The 15,521-nt window shown below is 37.4% G+C and carries 15 protein-coding genes and 1 pseudogene; 10 read left to right on the top strand and 6 right to left on the bottom strand.

What is annotated here, in order from left to right; translation table 11 throughout:
* Positions 1–417 precede the first annotated feature (417 nt).
* Both LIZ98_RS09815 and LIZ98_RS09810 read left to right on the top strand, forming a co-directional pair.
* Positions 418–1,242 carry a M15 family metallopeptidase gene (locus LIZ98_RS09815; RefSeq protein ID WP_095141339.1) on the top strand — a complete coding sequence of 275 codons (825 nt, stop codon included), beginning with the start codon at positions 418–420 and terminating at the stop codon, positions 1,240–1,242.
* A 79-nt stretch (positions 1,243–1,321) separates the two neighbouring features.
* Positions 1,322–2,809: a lmo1851 family serine protease gene (locus LIZ98_RS09810; protein WP_227139653.1), complete on the top strand. Its 1,488-nt coding sequence runs from the start codon at positions 1,322–1,324 to the stop codon at positions 2,807–2,809.
* Positions 2,810–3,072: 263 nt separating this feature from the next.
* Here LIZ98_RS09810 and LIZ98_RS09805 read toward each other — a convergent pair whose 3' ends face one another.
* The 3 genes from LIZ98_RS09805 to LIZ98_RS09795 form a co-directional block, all read right to left on the bottom strand.
* Entirely contained in the window at positions 3,073–3,318 is a 246-nt protein-coding gene (locus tag LIZ98_RS09805; protein WP_034770516.1) for a hypothetical protein, read from the bottom strand.
* Positions 3,319–3,386: 68 nt separating this feature from the next.
* Positions 3,387–3,860: an Hsp20/alpha crystallin family protein gene (locus LIZ98_RS09800; protein WP_052514528.1), complete on the bottom strand. Its 474-nt coding sequence runs from the start codon at positions 3,858–3,860 to the stop codon at positions 3,387–3,389.
* 303 nt (positions 3,861–4,163) lie between these two features.
* On the bottom strand, positions 4,164–4,733 hold the full coding sequence (locus tag LIZ98_RS09795) for a GNAT family N-acetyltransferase (protein WP_034770515.1): 570 nt from the start codon (positions 4,731–4,733) through the stop codon (positions 4,164–4,166).
* Positions 4,734–5,130: 397 nt separating this feature from the next.
* Here LIZ98_RS09795 and LIZ98_RS09790 point away from each other — a divergent pair, with 397 nt between their 5' ends.
* The 3 genes from LIZ98_RS09790 to dapF all read left to right on the top strand — a co-directional run bounded on the left by LIZ98_RS09790 (position 5,131) and on the right by dapF (position 7,628).
* Positions 5,131–5,832, top strand: coding sequence for a hypothetical protein (locus LIZ98_RS09790; RefSeq protein ID WP_227139652.1), 702 nt, complete (start codon positions 5,131–5,133; stop codon positions 5,830–5,832).
* A 95-nt stretch (positions 5,833–5,927) separates the two neighbouring features.
* Positions 5,928–6,515, top strand: coding sequence for a peroxiredoxin family protein (locus LIZ98_RS09785; RefSeq protein ID WP_227139651.1), 588 nt, complete (start codon positions 5,928–5,930; stop codon positions 6,513–6,515).
* A 114-nt stretch (positions 6,516–6,629) separates the two neighbouring features.
* Positions 6,630–7,628, top strand: a complete 999-nt coding sequence (gene dapF / locus LIZ98_RS09780; protein ID WP_227139650.1) for a diaminopimelate epimerase — start codon at positions 6,630–6,632, stop codon at positions 7,626–7,628.
* A gap of 21 nt (positions 7,629–7,649) precedes the next feature.
* Here the strand turns inward: dapF and LIZ98_RS09775 are convergent, their stop codons facing one another.
* Positions 7,650–9,500 carry a DNA ligase D gene (locus LIZ98_RS09775; RefSeq protein ID WP_227139649.1) on the bottom strand — a complete coding sequence of 617 codons (1,851 nt, stop codon included), beginning with the start codon at positions 9,498–9,500 and terminating at the stop codon, positions 7,650–7,652.
* 448 nt (positions 9,501–9,948) lie between these two features.
* Between LIZ98_RS09775 and ku the strand changes: the two genes are divergently transcribed.
* The 4 genes from ku (at position 9,949) to LIZ98_RS09755 (ending at position 12,339) form a co-directional block, all read left to right on the top strand.
* Positions 9,949–10,791, top strand: coding sequence for a non-homologous end joining protein Ku (gene ku / locus LIZ98_RS09770; protein ID WP_227139648.1), 843 nt, complete (start codon positions 9,949–9,951; stop codon positions 10,789–10,791).
* 127 nt (positions 10,792–10,918) lie between these two features.
* Entirely contained in the window at positions 10,919–11,407 is a 489-nt protein-coding gene (locus LIZ98_RS09765; RefSeq protein WP_227139655.1) for a superoxide dismutase family protein, read from the top strand.
* Between the two features lie 363 nt (positions 11,408–11,770).
* Positions 11,771–11,971 (top strand): cold-shock protein, encoded by a 201-nt coding sequence (locus tag LIZ98_RS09760; protein WP_034770502.1) that lies wholly within the window; start codon positions 11,771–11,773, stop codon positions 11,969–11,971.
* Positions 11,972–12,138: 167 nt separating this feature from the next.
* On the top strand, positions 12,139–12,339 hold the full coding sequence (locus LIZ98_RS09755) for a cold-shock protein (protein ID WP_034770500.1): 201 nt from the start codon (positions 12,139–12,141) through the stop codon (positions 12,337–12,339).
* Positions 12,340–12,452: 113 nt separating this feature from the next.
* Here LIZ98_RS09755 and LIZ98_RS09750 read toward each other — a convergent pair.
* Positions 12,453–12,964: pseudogene (locus LIZ98_RS09750) on the bottom strand (DUF3231 family protein).
* A 175-nt stretch (positions 12,965–13,139) separates the two neighbouring features.
* Between LIZ98_RS09750 and LIZ98_RS09745 the strand changes: the two are divergent.
* The gene (locus LIZ98_RS09745; RefSeq protein WP_227139647.1) at positions 13,140–14,504 is read left to right on the top strand and encodes an amino acid permease; all 1,365 of its coding nucleotides are present in this window, start codon (positions 13,140–13,142) and stop codon (positions 14,502–14,504) included.
* Between the two features lie 26 nt (positions 14,505–14,530).
* Here the strand turns inward: LIZ98_RS09745 and LIZ98_RS09740 are convergent, their stop codons facing one another.
* Complete coding sequence (locus tag LIZ98_RS09740; protein WP_227139646.1) at positions 14,531–15,190, bottom strand: LysE family transporter; 660 nt, start codon at positions 15,188–15,190, stop codon at positions 14,531–14,533.
* Between the last annotated feature and the right edge of the window lie 331 nt (positions 15,191–15,521).

Below are 15,521 nucleotides of genomic sequence, written 5' to 3'. Positions count from 1 at the left end.
AAGGAAGATTATTCAGAGTCCTCGAAAATGCATTCGCATTTTCTTCGTGCGATGCCTATTCGGGGAAGCAAGTCTGTTCTCATTGCGGGGAGGTCGGGCCACAGGACGTGGTCATGCCGGCGTTGCAACAGGACGTTGCCGCTTTTAGCCGGCCAGTTTGTACGTCGCTAAGCGGACGCTCTGCGCTTTTCTTATATATTCATGTATAAATTTCGGATAGTGTTTTACTTCTAGTAGGAAAGATGAAGAATAAAAATATGTACATAAGGAGTACTTGCGCAAGCCATCCAACTAAAAGCAACACGGTAAGTTGGGAAATACTGGTATTTATCAGTAAAATAAATTTATCTGTTCAAGGCTTCAGGAGAGTGATAAAATGATAAATGTTGAATAAAAGGAAAATAGGTGAGAAAATGAATGAGAACGATTATTATATCCGTATTGACCGGAATGCTATTACTATTAACGAGCTGCTCGCTTAATGATTTAACCGGAGAAAATAAGCAAAGTAACAACAATCATCAGGCAAATGAACAAACAACCGAAAATGACCAGTCAAATTCACCGGAAAACGCTGATGAAAATGATGGCACAATAAAATTAGATAAGAAGTACTTTAATATCGTTGCAGAACAAGATGGAAAAGAAGTCATTCAAAATGTGGATAATCTATTAATTCTTGTAAACAAACAATCCGCTTACTTACCGGCAGATTATGTTCCGGCTAATCTTGTCAGACCTAATGTTCGGTTTTCTTTTGGGGATTTAGATATCGAAAAGAGCTATTTAAAGGAAGAAGCTGCTCGTGCTTTGGAAAAAATGTTTCAACAAGCTGAAGTTGAAGGAATTTCCTTGTATGCTGTATCCGGTTATCGTTCCTATACGCGACAAACGGAAGTCTTTCAAAGAGAAGTTGAAGCAAAAGGTGAAGAAAAAGCAGTGGAAGCTGTTGCCATACCTGGACAAAGTGAACATCAAACCGGACTTGCCATGGATATTTCGGCAGAGAGTGCAAATCTTGATTTAGTAGAGTCCTTTGAAAGCACCCCTGAAGGCACATGGCTGAGAGAAAATGCTCATAAATTCGGTTTTATCTTACGCTATCCCAAAGGAAAAGAAGCAATCACCGGATATCAATATGAGCCTTGGCATTTCCGCTATGTTGGAGAAGAAACGGCAAAAATTATTTATGAAAACGATTGGACATTGGAAGAATTTTTCCAAAATGCAAAAGCCGTTTAGACATTGAACCGTGTAATGTTTCGTATTGAAATATACCTGCAGTTTCATTATTTAGTTTTTTTGAAAGTGGTGAGAATGAGTGGATAACGGTGAAAAAATAGAAGAGAAAAATACCGAAAATAAAACCGATTCTGTTGATCCAAATAAATACATAAAAATAAAGAAATTTCATTTTATTATACTAATTTTCCTTATCGTAATACTTACGACAGGAATGACCGCTTTTGTCCTTTCTTTTGGGGATGAAAAGGTAGTGGAGAAAATTCAAATTCAGGATCGGAAAGATTTTACAAAACTATATGAAACATTTGAAAGCATCAAAGCCAATTATATTCATAAAGTGGATGATAAAAAATTAATAGAAGGGGCCATTAACGGGATGGTGGAATCTCTAGGGGACCCTTATTCGGACTATATGACATCCGCAGAAACAGAAGAATTCAATGAGACCATTTCGTCCTCTTTTGAAGGTATTGGCGCACAGGTCGAACAAAAGGATGATCATATCGTTATTGTTGCTCCAATTAAAGGTTCACCGGCAGAAAAAGCAGGACTTAAGGCTAATGATATCATCCTTGAAGTGGATGGAAAAAGTATTCAAGGAATGAGTTCCAATGAAGCTGTTTCCCTAATCCGCGGTGAAAAAGGAACGAAAGTCAATTTGAAAATTTCTCGTCCGGGGGTTACTGACCCAATTGAATTGAGTATCACTCGTGACGTTATCCCGGTCGAAACGGTTTATAGCGAGATGCTGGATGGTCAAATTGGAAAAATCCAGATCACTATGTTTTCTGAACGAACCTATACGGAACTCGTATCACACATCAATGAGTTGAAAAAGCAAGGAATGAAAGGACTAATTTTAGACTTACGACAAAATCCAGGAGGCTTACTGGATCAAGCAATTGAAATTTCTAGTTTATTTGTGCCGAATGGGAAAGTCATCTATCAAATGGAAAAAAATGATGGTAAAAAAGTCCGTCAATTGTCAAATCAGAAGGAACCTTTTAATATTCCTCTAGTTGCTGTTGTCGATGGCGGAAGTGCGAGTGCATCGGAAATATTAGCCGGTGCTTTGAAGGAATCAGCAGGGGTACCAATTGTCGGTGAAAAAACTTTTGGAAAAGGGACCGCACAAACGGCTGCTAGTTACAATGACGGCTCCACCTTGAAATTGACGACCGGAAAATGGTTAACACCAAGCGGAAAGTGGATAAATGAGCAAGGAATTGTACCGGATTATGAAGTGAAAATGCCGGAGTATGCGAATTTAACTTATGTTGATCCCGGAGTCGAGTTGAAAAAGAAAAGTATAAATGAACAAGTTTCAACCATTGAAAAAATGCTTGAGGCTCTTGGATATCAACCGGGCACCATTGACGGCGCTTTTGATGATGAGACAGAAGCAGCAGTCATCCAATTTCAAAAGGATCACGGATTGGAACAAACAGGGGTTGTAACCGGTGATACAACCGTTCAAATTATGGAGGCATTGCGAAATAAACTAATTGCGGAAGACCCGCAAATCGCAAAATCAGTGGAAATATTAAACGAAAAAATAAAGTAAACACGGCAAACTAAAAGGGGCAGCCGAAAGTACAATAGACGACTTTCCAGACTGCCCCTTTTTGGTACGTTAAGAAAGTATAAATTTCCAGCAAAGAAGCGAATTCGACGTAGTTGGAAATTTTAAGAATTAAGTATAAGTGCTCTTGCGGCTCTGCTTTCGCCTAAAGGCTTGGACGCCCGAGTTTTCTTTATATAAAAAAACGAGTCAAAAATTTTTCCTTGTGTTTGAAATTGAAAGGATTTTTCCAACTTGATCATATCCTACAGCTCAGATTCTCCAAATTTAGCAAACGTTCGTTCATCTTCTATTAATCCACAAACACCGCATTGAATTTTATACTCCGGTCCTCGATAAGGTATATGGAAAGGATCTAAATTTTCATCCGTATATGTTTGTACCACCGATCCTGTTGATGGATCCAATTTGACTGATTCTGCCACTTGTTTGATTAGGTTAAAGCGGGACTTATTTGTTTTACAGTTGGGACATCGATAGGGAATGGACATGAAAATCATCCTCCATAATTGTTTTTATCCATAAACTGCCCAAAAAATGATTTTATATTCGGATGATGTTAAAATTTATCAACATCAATTTCACTCATTTGCCATTCAATACTTTTTGGAATACGAATTTCTAAAATTTGATCGCGATAAATTGCTTTTGCTCCTTTTTTCTTGACAGTTGCAGGAAGGATAATGGTGTGCGGGTTGCTGTCCTCGTTTAATCCGTCGATGACACATTTATTCAAACTGTAATATATCCTTAATCGATCAATTTGCTTTTCATCTTGAATAGGTATTCGAATAAAGATGTCATCATGTGTTTCAAATAGAGTTTCTTTCACTGTCGAAGTTTCTCGGTTCTCGTTTTCCTCATCCTTATTTTTATGGTGAAAAGTAGTTCCATCATTCATCATCGACTGGATAAAGTCAGGGAAAGCCTGTTTCATCCACTGGTCAAGCATTTGTTGGAACTCTCCTTCGCTTAAATATTGAAAAGGGTCAAAATTAGCTTTATTTGATCCGAAGAAACCCCATGGCCACATCCAAAACACCTCTCTGTTTATATGTATGGCATGTTTGATAAGAAAATAGGCAATTGCCGAGCTTTTAGGCGACCCGTGACGCCTAGTTGTCCGTATTCTTTCCTAATGAATAATAAAAACTTTTGTACATAATATGCTTGGGGAACTCGGTTGGTGATTTTGCACAAACGGTCTTGACTTGTCGTTAAGCGAAGAATCATTGTTCAACCGCATCCAATTGAGGTGGGGAATTCACTCTAGAGAGACCCTATTAGCTAAAAAAACGCCCAATCAATGGACGTTTAACAACAAGAAATGAAAAAATTATGCTTCCAATGGGTGGATAGGTCCCTGAACTTGTGCATTGTTCTTTTTATAATATAAGCTGTACGCATCCTTTGTTATCTCATATAAATTATATCGGTAACCAGATGGATTTTCGTTAATTGCTTTGTAAATTGAGGGCCGACTTTGATTGGCAAGAGTGACATAAGGAATTTTTTCTGCAGCTTTTTGTGAGCGGATATTTTCGAGTCGAATTCGCAAAAGAACCGTTTCCATATTTTGAACGAAAAATAATTCTTCAAAAAACAATTCCTTTGCAAGTATATTATATCCCTTTCCATGGTACGGTTTGCCGAGCCACGTTCCTAAAAAACCTGCACCATTTTCAATATCATATAAGTTTATCGTGCCAATGGGTCGATCCCATTCATCAACAATCGTCCGTGAGATCATTTCACCACGTTCTTCAGCCTCAATGGTTTGCTTAGTCATAAATAAAAATTCTTCGTATGAATTCGGTTTATGACGTATAAACGGGAAGACATCCGGGTGGGTCAGCAATGAATACAATGCTTGACAGTCGGATAAATCTCTCTTTTTTAATAACATTTTCATCCCTCCAATTACTGAGGGGGATTTCTATCATTCAGAAAGATAGAAAGAAGCCCACCTCGAAATTTTTTTAGTATTGATAAAAAATTTCGGGGTGGGAATCGAACCCACTAGAACCGGAAAATCCGGTGGCGCACCATTTGCCTTCCCATATATTTTCAATTGTGTAGAATAGTTATGATCTATTTGTATGATACAAAAATTTATTACAAAAGAAAAGTAGTATTTGTAAATATTTTATTAATAATTAATGGATAATTGGTGTATTTAATTCATGAATATCACCTTGTAAACATATGAATATTTATATAAGGCTGGTTTCTAGCCTTTATTGCTATTAAGAGATAAAGTGAAATTTATCGAAAATAGGTTTCATAGGGAGAAGGGTCGCCATATGTCTATCAAAATGTTTTACTATAAACTAGGAAATCAAAGTTTAAACATTAGTCTGTTTTTCACGATGATTTCAATTATCATTTCGATATTTTTAGCTGAACATAATAAACCATTAGCATCTTGTTTTCTATTATTGTCTTTAAGTATTTTTTATTATATGATTCATTTATATTATTTTAAAAAATCTGTGCGTCTTAACATAAAAAACGGATATAATTATGGTAAGAGCGGACTTGATGTTTTTCTCATTGAAAAGGCATCTTCTTATACATATTTTTTTCAGCCGGACGGTACGGCGAATATAAAAATTCAGTTGAAGCATACGTTGAAAGGGCCATATTTGGTTTATTTTGAAAACAATCGGGTCATGTTTATGAAAATTCGAAAGGAAAATGACCATTCCATTACATTTACCTTTAACGATGGAAAGGTTATCGGTCACATCGATCCGAAAGGAAAAAAGAATATCATCGGTGAAATTATTTTCCCTCAAAATATATTCAAGATAAAAAGATTGCCAAACCGGGAAATTGTTTTTTACAATAAGTACAGGCAATTAGCTGTAAGCAAAAAAGGATGGTTGCCGCTTGATTGGACAAGCTTTTTTCGGTTGAATACACCGGTTGTGACTTTTCAAGAGAAACTGACTAGTACAGAAAAAACGGCAATTTTGTTAGCGTTAGTCTGCCTCAAGAGGTAATTTAAATTTTTTGAATAAAAGGCTGTTTTTAGTAAAGGATACATATGGTAAATTGCAATTTCGCATTTACTTATATATAAACAAAGGGTGATAAGATGAAGAAATTTTTTATCGGTGTTCTGCTTGCGCTTGTTATTCTTGCCGGCATTGAGTTGTTTATCCATAAGGATGGAAAAGAGCATGTTGTTAAAAAGGATGAACAGTTGGTAAACGGTCAATCGCAAGCACAAGTGGTATATGGGGATGCTGCTTCGGGGTTAAAGGTTGGGACAAAAGCACCGAATTTTACATTACAAACATTATCCGGTGAAACGATAAGTTTGAGTGAATTAGCTGGAAAAAAAGTAATTTTGAATTTCTGGGCAACCTGGTGTCCGCCATGTCGAGAAGAAATGCCTGCAATGGAAAGGGTTTACGAACAATATAGTGATTCCAATGTAGAAATAATTGCCGTCAATTCAACTGTAGGGAAAGAAACAAAAGAAAAAGCAGAAGAATTTGTTAAAGAACTTGGGCTTACGTTTCCGATTCCATTAGATACAGAAGGTGAAGTTATTAAACTTTATCAAATATATGGACTGCCGACCAGTTATTTTATTGATACGAATGGAATCATCCACTCCATTTATTTTGGACCGATGGATGAAGCATATATGAAAGAGGAATTGACAAAGATGAGTTAATCATTATGAATGGGTTGTTTCAAAAAAACAGTTGAAGCAGCCTTTTTCTATTTGAATAAAATGCAGTCTGTTGTTAAGATAGATTCAAAGAAATAGAATGTAAGGAGTTTTTTTATGTTTACATGTACCTTTAAAAAAGTGCACGGTTCCAAAAATGATTTTATTTTAATTGATGAAAAAAATATGCAAAGGGAACTTAGCCACGAAGAAAAGGTGAAGCTGGCTCTTCTTTTATGCGACCGGAAAACCGGAATTGGAGCGGACGGGATTCTTTTTGTTACTGTCGGCGGCCGGACAGACGGAACAATGTCCATCTATAATTCGGATGGCACAGTGGCATCCATGTGCGGCAATGGTTTACGTGTTGCCGGAAGATATATTCTTGAACAAACAGGTAAAGAAGAAGTGATTGTTGAAACATTAAAAGCAGATTTATATGTAAAAAAATATGTTGAACAAGCAGATCTTCCTTTTTACCAAGTTGAAATTTCACCAATCTTGTTTGATCCGGCATCATTACCGATGAATACGGAAAAAGCAATGATCATAAATGAAAAACTGCCCTATTTATCAGAAAACTTAACATTTACTGCGCTTGCCGTCCCGAATCCTCATCTCATTTCCATTGTTCCGAAAGAGATTCTCCTTGGAGGGGAACAGGAGCGGATTGCTTCATTTGTTAACAAAGAAAATCAATATTTTCCTGACGGTGTTAATGTTAGTTTCATTTATCCGATTCAAAAGGGTGAAATTTTTGTTCATACATTTGAACGGGGAGTCGGTTTTACGAACGCCTGCGGAACCGCAATGTCAGCTTCGAGCTTGGTTGCTATATTGAACGGACTCCACGACTATGAAACACCGCTTATCGTTTACAATAACGGCGGATTTGTCAAGACCATTGTTCATAAGCAAGACGACAAACAATGGATCGACCTAATTGGCAATGGAACTTATGAATTTGATGGTAAGGTAACGGTTGATCTTTCAAGAGATCTCATGATAGACTTCACCAAATTACAAGTATATGAAGATGAAGTTGAACAATACCGGAAAATAGAAGAAAAAGCGAAACAAAAACGGATGGGAATTTTTGGCAGAGAATCCATCTAAATAGCGATTCATGCATCCGGCTTACTTGTCTTTTATGAAACGAATCATTTCCTGTAGTGGCCCGTCATTGTCAACTTGAAAAAAAGAAGCAAAGGGATTTCCTTTTCCTTCTATCCTTTTCATAACCACATCTATGGAAAAACCGTCGGGGGTGATGTTATCGGTTAACTCATCCCATTCCAGCGGTGCGGCCACACCGGCGTTTGCATTTCCCCGAACCGAAAACGGGCAAATGATCGTCTTTCCTTTTGCATGTTGGATGTAATCAACATACAACCGATGACCGCGGTTTTTCTTTAACCGTTCAATTGTAAAATGCTTGTCATTTTTCATAAGTAAATAATTGGCGATAAATTCAGTGAACTTCCTCGTTTGATTCCAAGTGATTCGGTTGCCGGATAGCGGAAAATACACTTGAATTCCCCGATTGCCGGACACTTTGACAAAAGCATGAAGTCCTAACTTGTCAATAATATCTTCCTTTAGATAAAGGGCAGCTTCGATGGCCAGCGGAAATTCTGCCTTTGTTGGCGGATCTAAATCAATAACAACTTCTGTCGGGAATTTTTTATCAATGGTTCGGAATGGGGTATGAAATTCAATTGCCAACTGGTTGCCGAGCCAAAGAAATGTTTCAAAATTATTGCATAAAATATAATTTATTCCTTCGTCCAAATAAGTCTCGACAAAGTCCGGTGCATAGTCCGGACAGTTTTTCTGAAAAAAAGCTTCCCCGAAAATCCCATGCGGATAGCGGATAACAGTAAGTAATCGATTTCTTAAAAACGGTTCCATATAAGGGAAAATAAATTTCAGATATTTAATATAATCTAATTTCGTTATTGAATTTTTTTCCCAAAGCGGTTTTTCCGGATGGGTGATATTGATCGGAATATCCGTATCAGTTTCCGTCTTGTTCACTTCGGACATTTCCATCATCTTGGAAAGGGTACAGTTAGCCGGTGATGTCTGGAAAAGAAATTGAGAAAAAAACGGCTCACGTAAAGTTCCATCATAAAATTGTAAATAAAATAATTCTACACATATTGAAGGCTGTACATACACGAATTGGGCGTCTTCATCGGTGGCATTTTTCTTCATTATTTGAATCAATATATTTGTTTCATCCTGATTCATTCCATTTTTGAAAAGACCTATGGGAATGATCTTTTCTTTTTCATAAACAGCAACATGAAAAAATCCGTTGTTTTTCTCAAAAGCAGTAATGAAACAGTGCACTTTTTTCCAATTTTTGATCTTAAGCCATTGTGTCGTTCTCTTTCCTTCAATCCATTTGCTTTCTGCCTGCTTTGCGACGATTCCTTCTCCTTCTTTCTGCTTGACCGTTTCCCAAACCTCATGAAACTCTTTATGAAATGGAAGAAACTGGATAAAGCAATGATTGGCCGGGTCGGGTGAAAGGGGAAGACTGCAATGCTTCATCACTTGATAAAGCAGCTCCTTTCGTTTTAGAAAAGGCTGCTTTGTCACCCATTGACCTTTTAATTGAAGTAAGTCAAACGCAAGATAAGTGGAAGTGTTTGACAGCGATGCTTCAAAAATTCGCTTTTTACTGCGCATTCGTCCCCTAGTCTGCAAACGAAAAAAATCACTCTTACTGTCATTTTCCAAAATGGTCAATTCACCGTCCAATAGGATGGGAAAAAAATCGGATAATTGTTTTTTATAATGATTAAAAAAATTGACTGCTTCAGGAAACTGGTCAATCAGACTTTTACCGTTGCGACTAATCATATCAATTCCTTGATCATCCATTTGTATGATGGCACGAAACCCGTCATATTTAATTTCATAAACCCATTTTTCTTCTTTTGGAACATCAAAGGATAGTGTAGGCAGCATTGGTTTCATTTTTTATCACCCGTTTTTTAATAAAAGAACTTTGAAAAGCTGGTATCATCTAACAGTGGTCGCTACTTGCGCTTTTCTTATAGTATAAGAAAGTATAAAAATACAAGTAAATAACTTAGGATTAGTTTTATTGTCTAGCTCCGAGCGCCAGCGACTAGCAAACTTCACTCCCCTCCACTACGATAAGTCAACATCGGCTCGTCCCTCGCCGTGTTTCCTTTTCCTCGAAAAAGCTAATCGCTTTTTCTTCGTGCGATGCCTATTCGAGGAAGCAAATCTGTTCTCATTGCGGGGCGCTCCAGTTTGTACGTCGCTAAGCGGGCGCTCTGCGCTTTTCTTATTATATCTATAGTAGTAATAACTTATTTACCAAAAGTTCATCTGTATGAAAAAAACGGTGCTTATGAACACTATGTAATAAAAACAAAGATAAAGGGATGATTATGAAATGCATACAATGTGGAAAGGAAGTATCAGCTTCGGGTTAGTAAATATTCCGATAAAATTGCATGCTGCGACGGAAGATAAAGATGTAAAATTTCGGAGTCTGCATAAAAAATGTCATACCCCCATCAAATATCAAAAAGTATGTCCCAATTGTAATATAGAAATCTCCAATGATGAAATTGTGAGGGCTTATGAGTATACAAAAGGAAAATATATCGTTATTGAGGATGAAGATTTTGCCGGTCTTGAAAAAGAAATAGAAGATAAAGCAGTTGAGATTATCGATTTTGTGAAAATCACAGATATTGATCCGATTTATTTTAACCGGAGTTACTATTTGTCTCCGAATGAAGGAGGGGTTAAAGCGTATTCATTATTAAGAAAAGCGTTGCAAGAAACTGAAAAAGTCGGTATTGCCAAAATTGTCATCCGATCCAAAGATCAGCTTGCCGTGATCCGGGTTTATGAAAACACATTGGTAATGGAGACAATTCATTATCCCGATGAGGTTCGAAAAGCAAAGGACGTACCGAATGTCCCTTCTGCTAACCAAATAACAAAGAAGGAATTGGACACGGCCATTCTTTTGATTGATCAATTATCAACGGAATTTCATCCGGAAAAATATCATGATGAATATCGAGAAGCGGTATTAAACTTAATTGAAGCAAAACGGACAGGAGAAGAAATGGTGACACCCGAGACAAAAGATAAGCCGAATAATGTTATGGATTTAATGGCAGCCCTACAAGCTTCGATAGACCGAACAAAACCGAATCAGGAAACAAAAGAAAAACCGGTTAAAAAACGGAAACCTGTTACCCGTGCCAAGAAAAAAGCTTAGTAAGGGAAGAGGCTGATAAGAAGTGGCACGATTTTTTTCTTAACATACAATAGAGAGAAAAATATAAGAGGAGGAAGCGGTATTGTATCAGGTTGGTTATTTTTGTTATCCTGTTCAACCATGGCCATTGTATTACCGCGGTAGTCAAACACCGGTGAGGGCTTACGCTGAAATAAAAGGGGGACCATTGGCACCGAATATTCATGGCTTTGTTGTATTTACCGATATGGGCAATGGAACCGATGTGTTTGTTGAGGTAAACGGGCTACCGCCATATCAAAAGCGAGGAAATGGTCAAGACCCTATCGGTCCACATGGCTTTCATATTCATGAAAAAGGCAGTTGTGCGGTAGGGAAGGGGGATGATCCGTTTCAAGAAGCCGGCGGTCACTGGAACCCGACCAATCAACCACATGGGAATCATGCAGGGGATCTGCCTGTCATATTTTCGAACAACGGGTACACACGCATGAATGTGTTTACGGACAAATTTCGTGTCCGTGAAGTGATTGGGAAAGCAATGATCATTCATGAAAGCCCTGATGACTTCCGGACGCAGCCTGCAGGTGACGCAGGAAAACGACTTGCTTGTGGTGTGATTAAACCGTTTTATTAAAAAAATGGATCCGATCTTAACGGCAGTCAAGACCCCCACTTTCAAGATTTTCGAATTTATAAAAAAAGTTGGTGAGGAACGGGCTGCCCGTATGCGTCCGATTGTATTAACTTACCGTCCATAGAGGATAGAAAAATAAGGGAAACTGCAAAATTTTAAAAAAAACCCTAATATTTGAGTTGACATTTTCAGCAAATTCCTTTATATTTATAAGTGTGATACATAGTTCTTTATATTTTTTTGGGATTTAAAGTCGCAACACCAAATGATGTAGGCGATTTAAGTTGTCCTGCATCTCGGTTTGCGACTTTTTTCATTATATAAGAAGTATGTAAAAATGTTCATATTTTTAGGAGGATTAACATGAATCAAGGTAAAGTAAAATGGTTTAACACAGAAAAAGGTTTCGGATTCATCGAAGTAGACGGCGGAAATGATGTATTTGTACATTATTCAGCTATTCAAGGTGATGGATTCAAAACATTAGAAGAAGGGCAATCTGTTTCTTTTGATATCGTTGAAGGTAACCGTGGACCACAAGCTGCTAACGTTGTAAGACTATAATAAATCATTGGTGATGGGCAAAGTGGTTCATCACCAAATTTAATTTTTGAAATTTCTTCCACTAATTTTTCTTGTTTTTTTCAAAAAGAACGTTTAGAATTTAATTTTTCATTTATACTAGTAATGTATGGGTAGAAAGCCCACATTTATTTTTTAGGAGGATTTACATGGCAACAGGAAAAGTAAAATGGTTTAATGCTGAAAAAGGATTTGGTTTTATTCAACAAGAGGACGGCAACGATGTATTTGTACATTATTCTGCCATCCAAGGAGAAGGTTTCAAAACATTGGAAGAAGGACAAAGCGTTTCATTTGATATTGAAGAAGGTCAAAGAGGACCTCAAGCAGTAAATGTTCAAAAGATATAATCTTGTTCACTTCAATGTAAAATAACGAAATCTTGATCAAATAATTAGGGGTTGTCCATCACTTGGGGACAGCCCCTTTGTTGTTTTTAGTCGAAACTGTTACTGTTAATGATTTAATCCTCTTTTGGTTGTAAATGGAGCGGCGGTGGAACTAACCAACCTTTTCTTTATTCAGTCGCAAAAATTTGCCGCCAAGAACCGCTTTTTTTCCGTGAAATCTGCCAAATAACAAGGCAATATCTTCCCGAATGGCTTGCCCCATCATCGTACTGCAGGTGATTAATCCTGCCGTGATGTCAGCGGATATTTTTGCCGCAATTTCATTATCCATAAATCTTGCGCCTGCAGGAATACTTTCTAAATCTGCAACCGGTCTTGCTGGTGGCGAAGGTGGCAGACCAACACCATTTTCTTTTAACAACTCTGCTACTTCTTTCATTTCTTCTTGACTTGTTGTAATCGCTTCATGAATTAATTCCTTAAGATCACCGTCACCAGCATGGTTTAACATCGTCTGATAGGCGGCAACACATGCTTGTGATGTAAATAAAAATGACCATATACCAAATACTTCCCCATAATGTAATGGTTCATTTTTTGGGTTTCCGCTTAAAATACCATACATTAACCTCCCAATTTATAGCTTTAATTTACAATATTATCGTTTCCTATTTGTTTTAACTTAACCATTAGTAAAACTTTCCTGAAATCCATGAAGGAGTTGACAGAGAACGATTATTTTCAACTGTTGAGGGGAACACTAACAAACATCTTAAAATATCAATTTGGGGAGGATCTGGATGAATAAAGAAGAAAAAAAATTAAAATGGTGGCAATTGTCCATTTTGGGAACTGGTTTTATTATTGGCACCGGTTTTTTTCTCGGATCGAATATTGCCATCAAAGCTGCCGGACCTGCCGTATTGGTCACGTTTTTGTTGGCGGCAATCGGCACATATATTGTTTATGATGTGTTGAGCCGAATGACAGCAGATGATCCCCAGTCCGGTTCCTTTAGTTATTATTCAAAAAAAGCGTTTGGAAATTGGGCAGGTTTCGCAAGCGGTTGGGTGTATTGGAGTTCGGAAATGTTAATCATGGGCAGTCAGCTTACGGGCATTTCCATTTTTACAAAATTTTGGTTTCCGGAAGTTCCGATCTGGATTTTTGCCAGTATTTATACCGTATTAGGAATCATTGTAGTACTGGTAGGAGTTAAATGGTTTGAACGGCTCGGAAACTTGTTTGCCATTGCCAAATTGTCTGCCATCGTAATGTTTATTATCCTCGCCATCCTTGGTTTGTTCGGTGTATTGGACCGAGGTGGAGGTCGAACCTATTTTCCTAATTCATTAACGACATTTCTACCGGCCGGATTGAAAGGAGTCTGGGCAGCACTTCTATTTTCCTTTTATGCATTTGGTGGGATTGAAATAATGAGCATCTATGCAACGAGATTGGAAAATGCAAAAGATGCACCAAAGTCAGGGAAAGTAATGCTTGTATTACTGACGACCATCTACCTTGTTTCGATCGGAATGTCGGTTATTTTAGTTCAATTATCAAAATTTACGATGGATGATAGTCCGTTCGTCGTTGCTTTGGATGGATTTCGTTTAGCATTTATTCCCCATTTATTTACGGCTATTTTAGTCATTGCCGGATTTTCGACAATGTCTGCTTCCCTTTATGCGGTTACAACATTGCTGATTTCATTGTCAAAAGAAGGCTATGCGCCGAAGAAATTAAGTAAGAAAGGCAAATTAAAAGTTCCTTTCCCTGCTTTAGTATTAACGACAGGCGGGCTGATTGTCTCCATTGTTTTAGGGTTATTGTTGCCAAATTCCGTTTATGAATATATTACAACAGCAGCAGGGTTAATGTTGCTTTATAATTGGGTTTTCATCTTGTATTCAGGCAAAAGATTACTGACTTTGACTCGTGTTGATCAGATCAAACGGATTATTGCCACAGTATTGATCTTATCAGCAGTGACCGGATCTCTTATTTATCATTCGAGCAGACCTGGATTTTTCATCAGTATCGGCTTTCTTTTCGTCATCGGAATTGTGACTGTCATCATGAATCGCCGTTTTAAAGGTGCGAAAGAGGAAGGGCAACGAACGAAACAGACAGGACTATTTGAAAGGCTGGAAAATATTTGAAATATATAGAATAAATGCCGGGCTCTTTAAACGAGAAAACCCGGCATTTTCTGTATAAAAAAATAAAATAGTGCTTTTATTCCTTGATAACCAAAATAAATACCGAAGCCGATCAGGGATAACCCGGAGATAATGGATAGCAGTTTTAAGAATTTCGTTGCAAAGTATTTTTTGAATGTACTTGAAATTCCTGCCATTGTAATATCCCAAATAAAAAGTCCGATAAAAATAGCAGAACTGTAGAGGAGCAATTGTTCTTGTCCGTATTGTTTTACGGTTGTCGTTAAGACAGATCCGTAGATACCTAACCAAAATAATATCGATAACGGATTTAATAAGGACATAAAAAAGCCGGTCAAAAAAGATTTTATTAAGGGTTCATTATTGCGCTCATTTCTTGTGTCAATTTTGGCAGTTTGAATTAAACTTTCAACCCCGGTATAAATAAGGACAAAAAAGCCGAATAGCCATAAAAATGTCTGCATGAACGGGATTTCCAGAAAATGTACGACACCAAAAAATATAAGTAACATAAATAAACCATCCGCCAACATAGCACCAAGTCCGACAAACCATGAATGAAAAAAACCATGCTTTATGCCACGATCAAGTTGGGCAGCATTAATCGGTCCAATGGGAGCAGCGAGGGAGAGACCTAAAAGGATGTAACTAAAAAAGACTGTCATCTGTCAACGACCTCCATAATGGTATAGCTTGTACCATCATATTCATGAAAAGGTCTGTTTAGGACAAAAATTTGGACAATCCATTTCCAGATAAGAATGAATAAAAAAAATTACATAAAACCATCCTTAATCAAGGCAACATGCCAATCCTTCTCATAAAGAAAACTCGGCGATTGCCGAGCCTTTAGGCGAAAGCAGAGCCGTAGTTGCACTTATACTTAATTCTTAAAATTTCCAACTACGTCGAATTCGCTTCTTTGCTGGAAATTTATACTTTCTTAACGTACAAAAAAAGCTGTCCAAGTAAAGGAACTGACCCGGAATGCTGTAT

This window comes from Caldibacillus sp. 210928-DFI.2.18 (assembly GCF_020554505.1).
Classification (GTDB): Bacteria; Bacillota; Bacilli; order Bacillales; family Caldibacillaceae; genus Caldifermentibacillus; species Caldifermentibacillus hisashii.
The sequence above is the reverse complement of the archived record's forward strand: the minus strand, read 5'-3'. Positions and strand labels throughout refer to the sequence as shown.

What these genes read in the sequence shown, in the direction of transcription:
- LIZ98_RS09815 (WP_095141339.1), top strand. Translation starts at nt 418, where the DNA reads ATGAGAACGATTATTATATCCGTATTGACCGGAATGCTATTACTATTA.
- LIZ98_RS09805 (WP_034770516.1), bottom strand. Translation starts at nt 3,318, where the DNA reads ATGTCCATTCCCTATCGATGTCCCAACTGTAAAACAAATAAGTCCCGC.
- LIZ98_RS09800 (WP_052514528.1), bottom strand. Translation starts at nt 3,860, where the DNA reads ATGTGGCCATGGGGTTTCTTCGGATCAAATAAAGCTAATTTTGACCCT.
- LIZ98_RS09795 (WP_034770515.1), bottom strand. Translation starts at nt 4,733, where the DNA reads ATGTTATTAAAAAAGAGAGATTTATCCGACTGTCAAGCATTGTATTCA.
- LIZ98_RS09790 (WP_227139652.1), top strand. Translation starts at nt 5,131, where the DNA reads ATGTCTATCAAAATGTTTTACTATAAACTAGGAAATCAAAGTTTAAAC.
- LIZ98_RS09785 (WP_227139651.1), top strand. Translation starts at nt 5,928, where the DNA reads ATGAAGAAATTTTTTATCGGTGTTCTGCTTGCGCTTGTTATTCTTGCC.
- dapF (WP_227139650.1), top strand. Translation starts at nt 6,630, where the DNA reads ATGTTTACATGTACCTTTAAAAAAGTGCACGGTTCCAAAAATGATTTT.
- LIZ98_RS09775 (WP_227139649.1), bottom strand. Translation starts at nt 9,500, where the DNA reads ATGAAACCAATGCTGCCTACACTATCCTTTGATGTTCCAAAAGAAGAA.
- ku (WP_227139648.1), top strand. Translation starts at nt 9,949, where the DNA reads ATGCATACAATGTGGAAAGGAAGTATCAGCTTCGGGTTAGTAAATATT.
- LIZ98_RS09760 (WP_034770502.1), top strand. Translation starts at nt 11,771, where the DNA reads ATGAATCAAGGTAAAGTAAAATGGTTTAACACAGAAAAAGGTTTCGGA.
- LIZ98_RS09755 (WP_034770500.1), top strand. Translation starts at nt 12,139, where the DNA reads ATGGCAACAGGAAAAGTAAAATGGTTTAATGCTGAAAAAGGATTTGGT.
- LIZ98_RS09745 (WP_227139647.1), top strand. Translation starts at nt 13,140, where the DNA reads ATGAATAAAGAAGAAAAAAAATTAAAATGGTGGCAATTGTCCATTTTG.
- LIZ98_RS09740 (WP_227139646.1), bottom strand. Translation starts at nt 15,190, where the DNA reads ATGACAGTCTTTTTTAGTTACATCCTTTTAGGTCTCTCCCTCGCTGCT.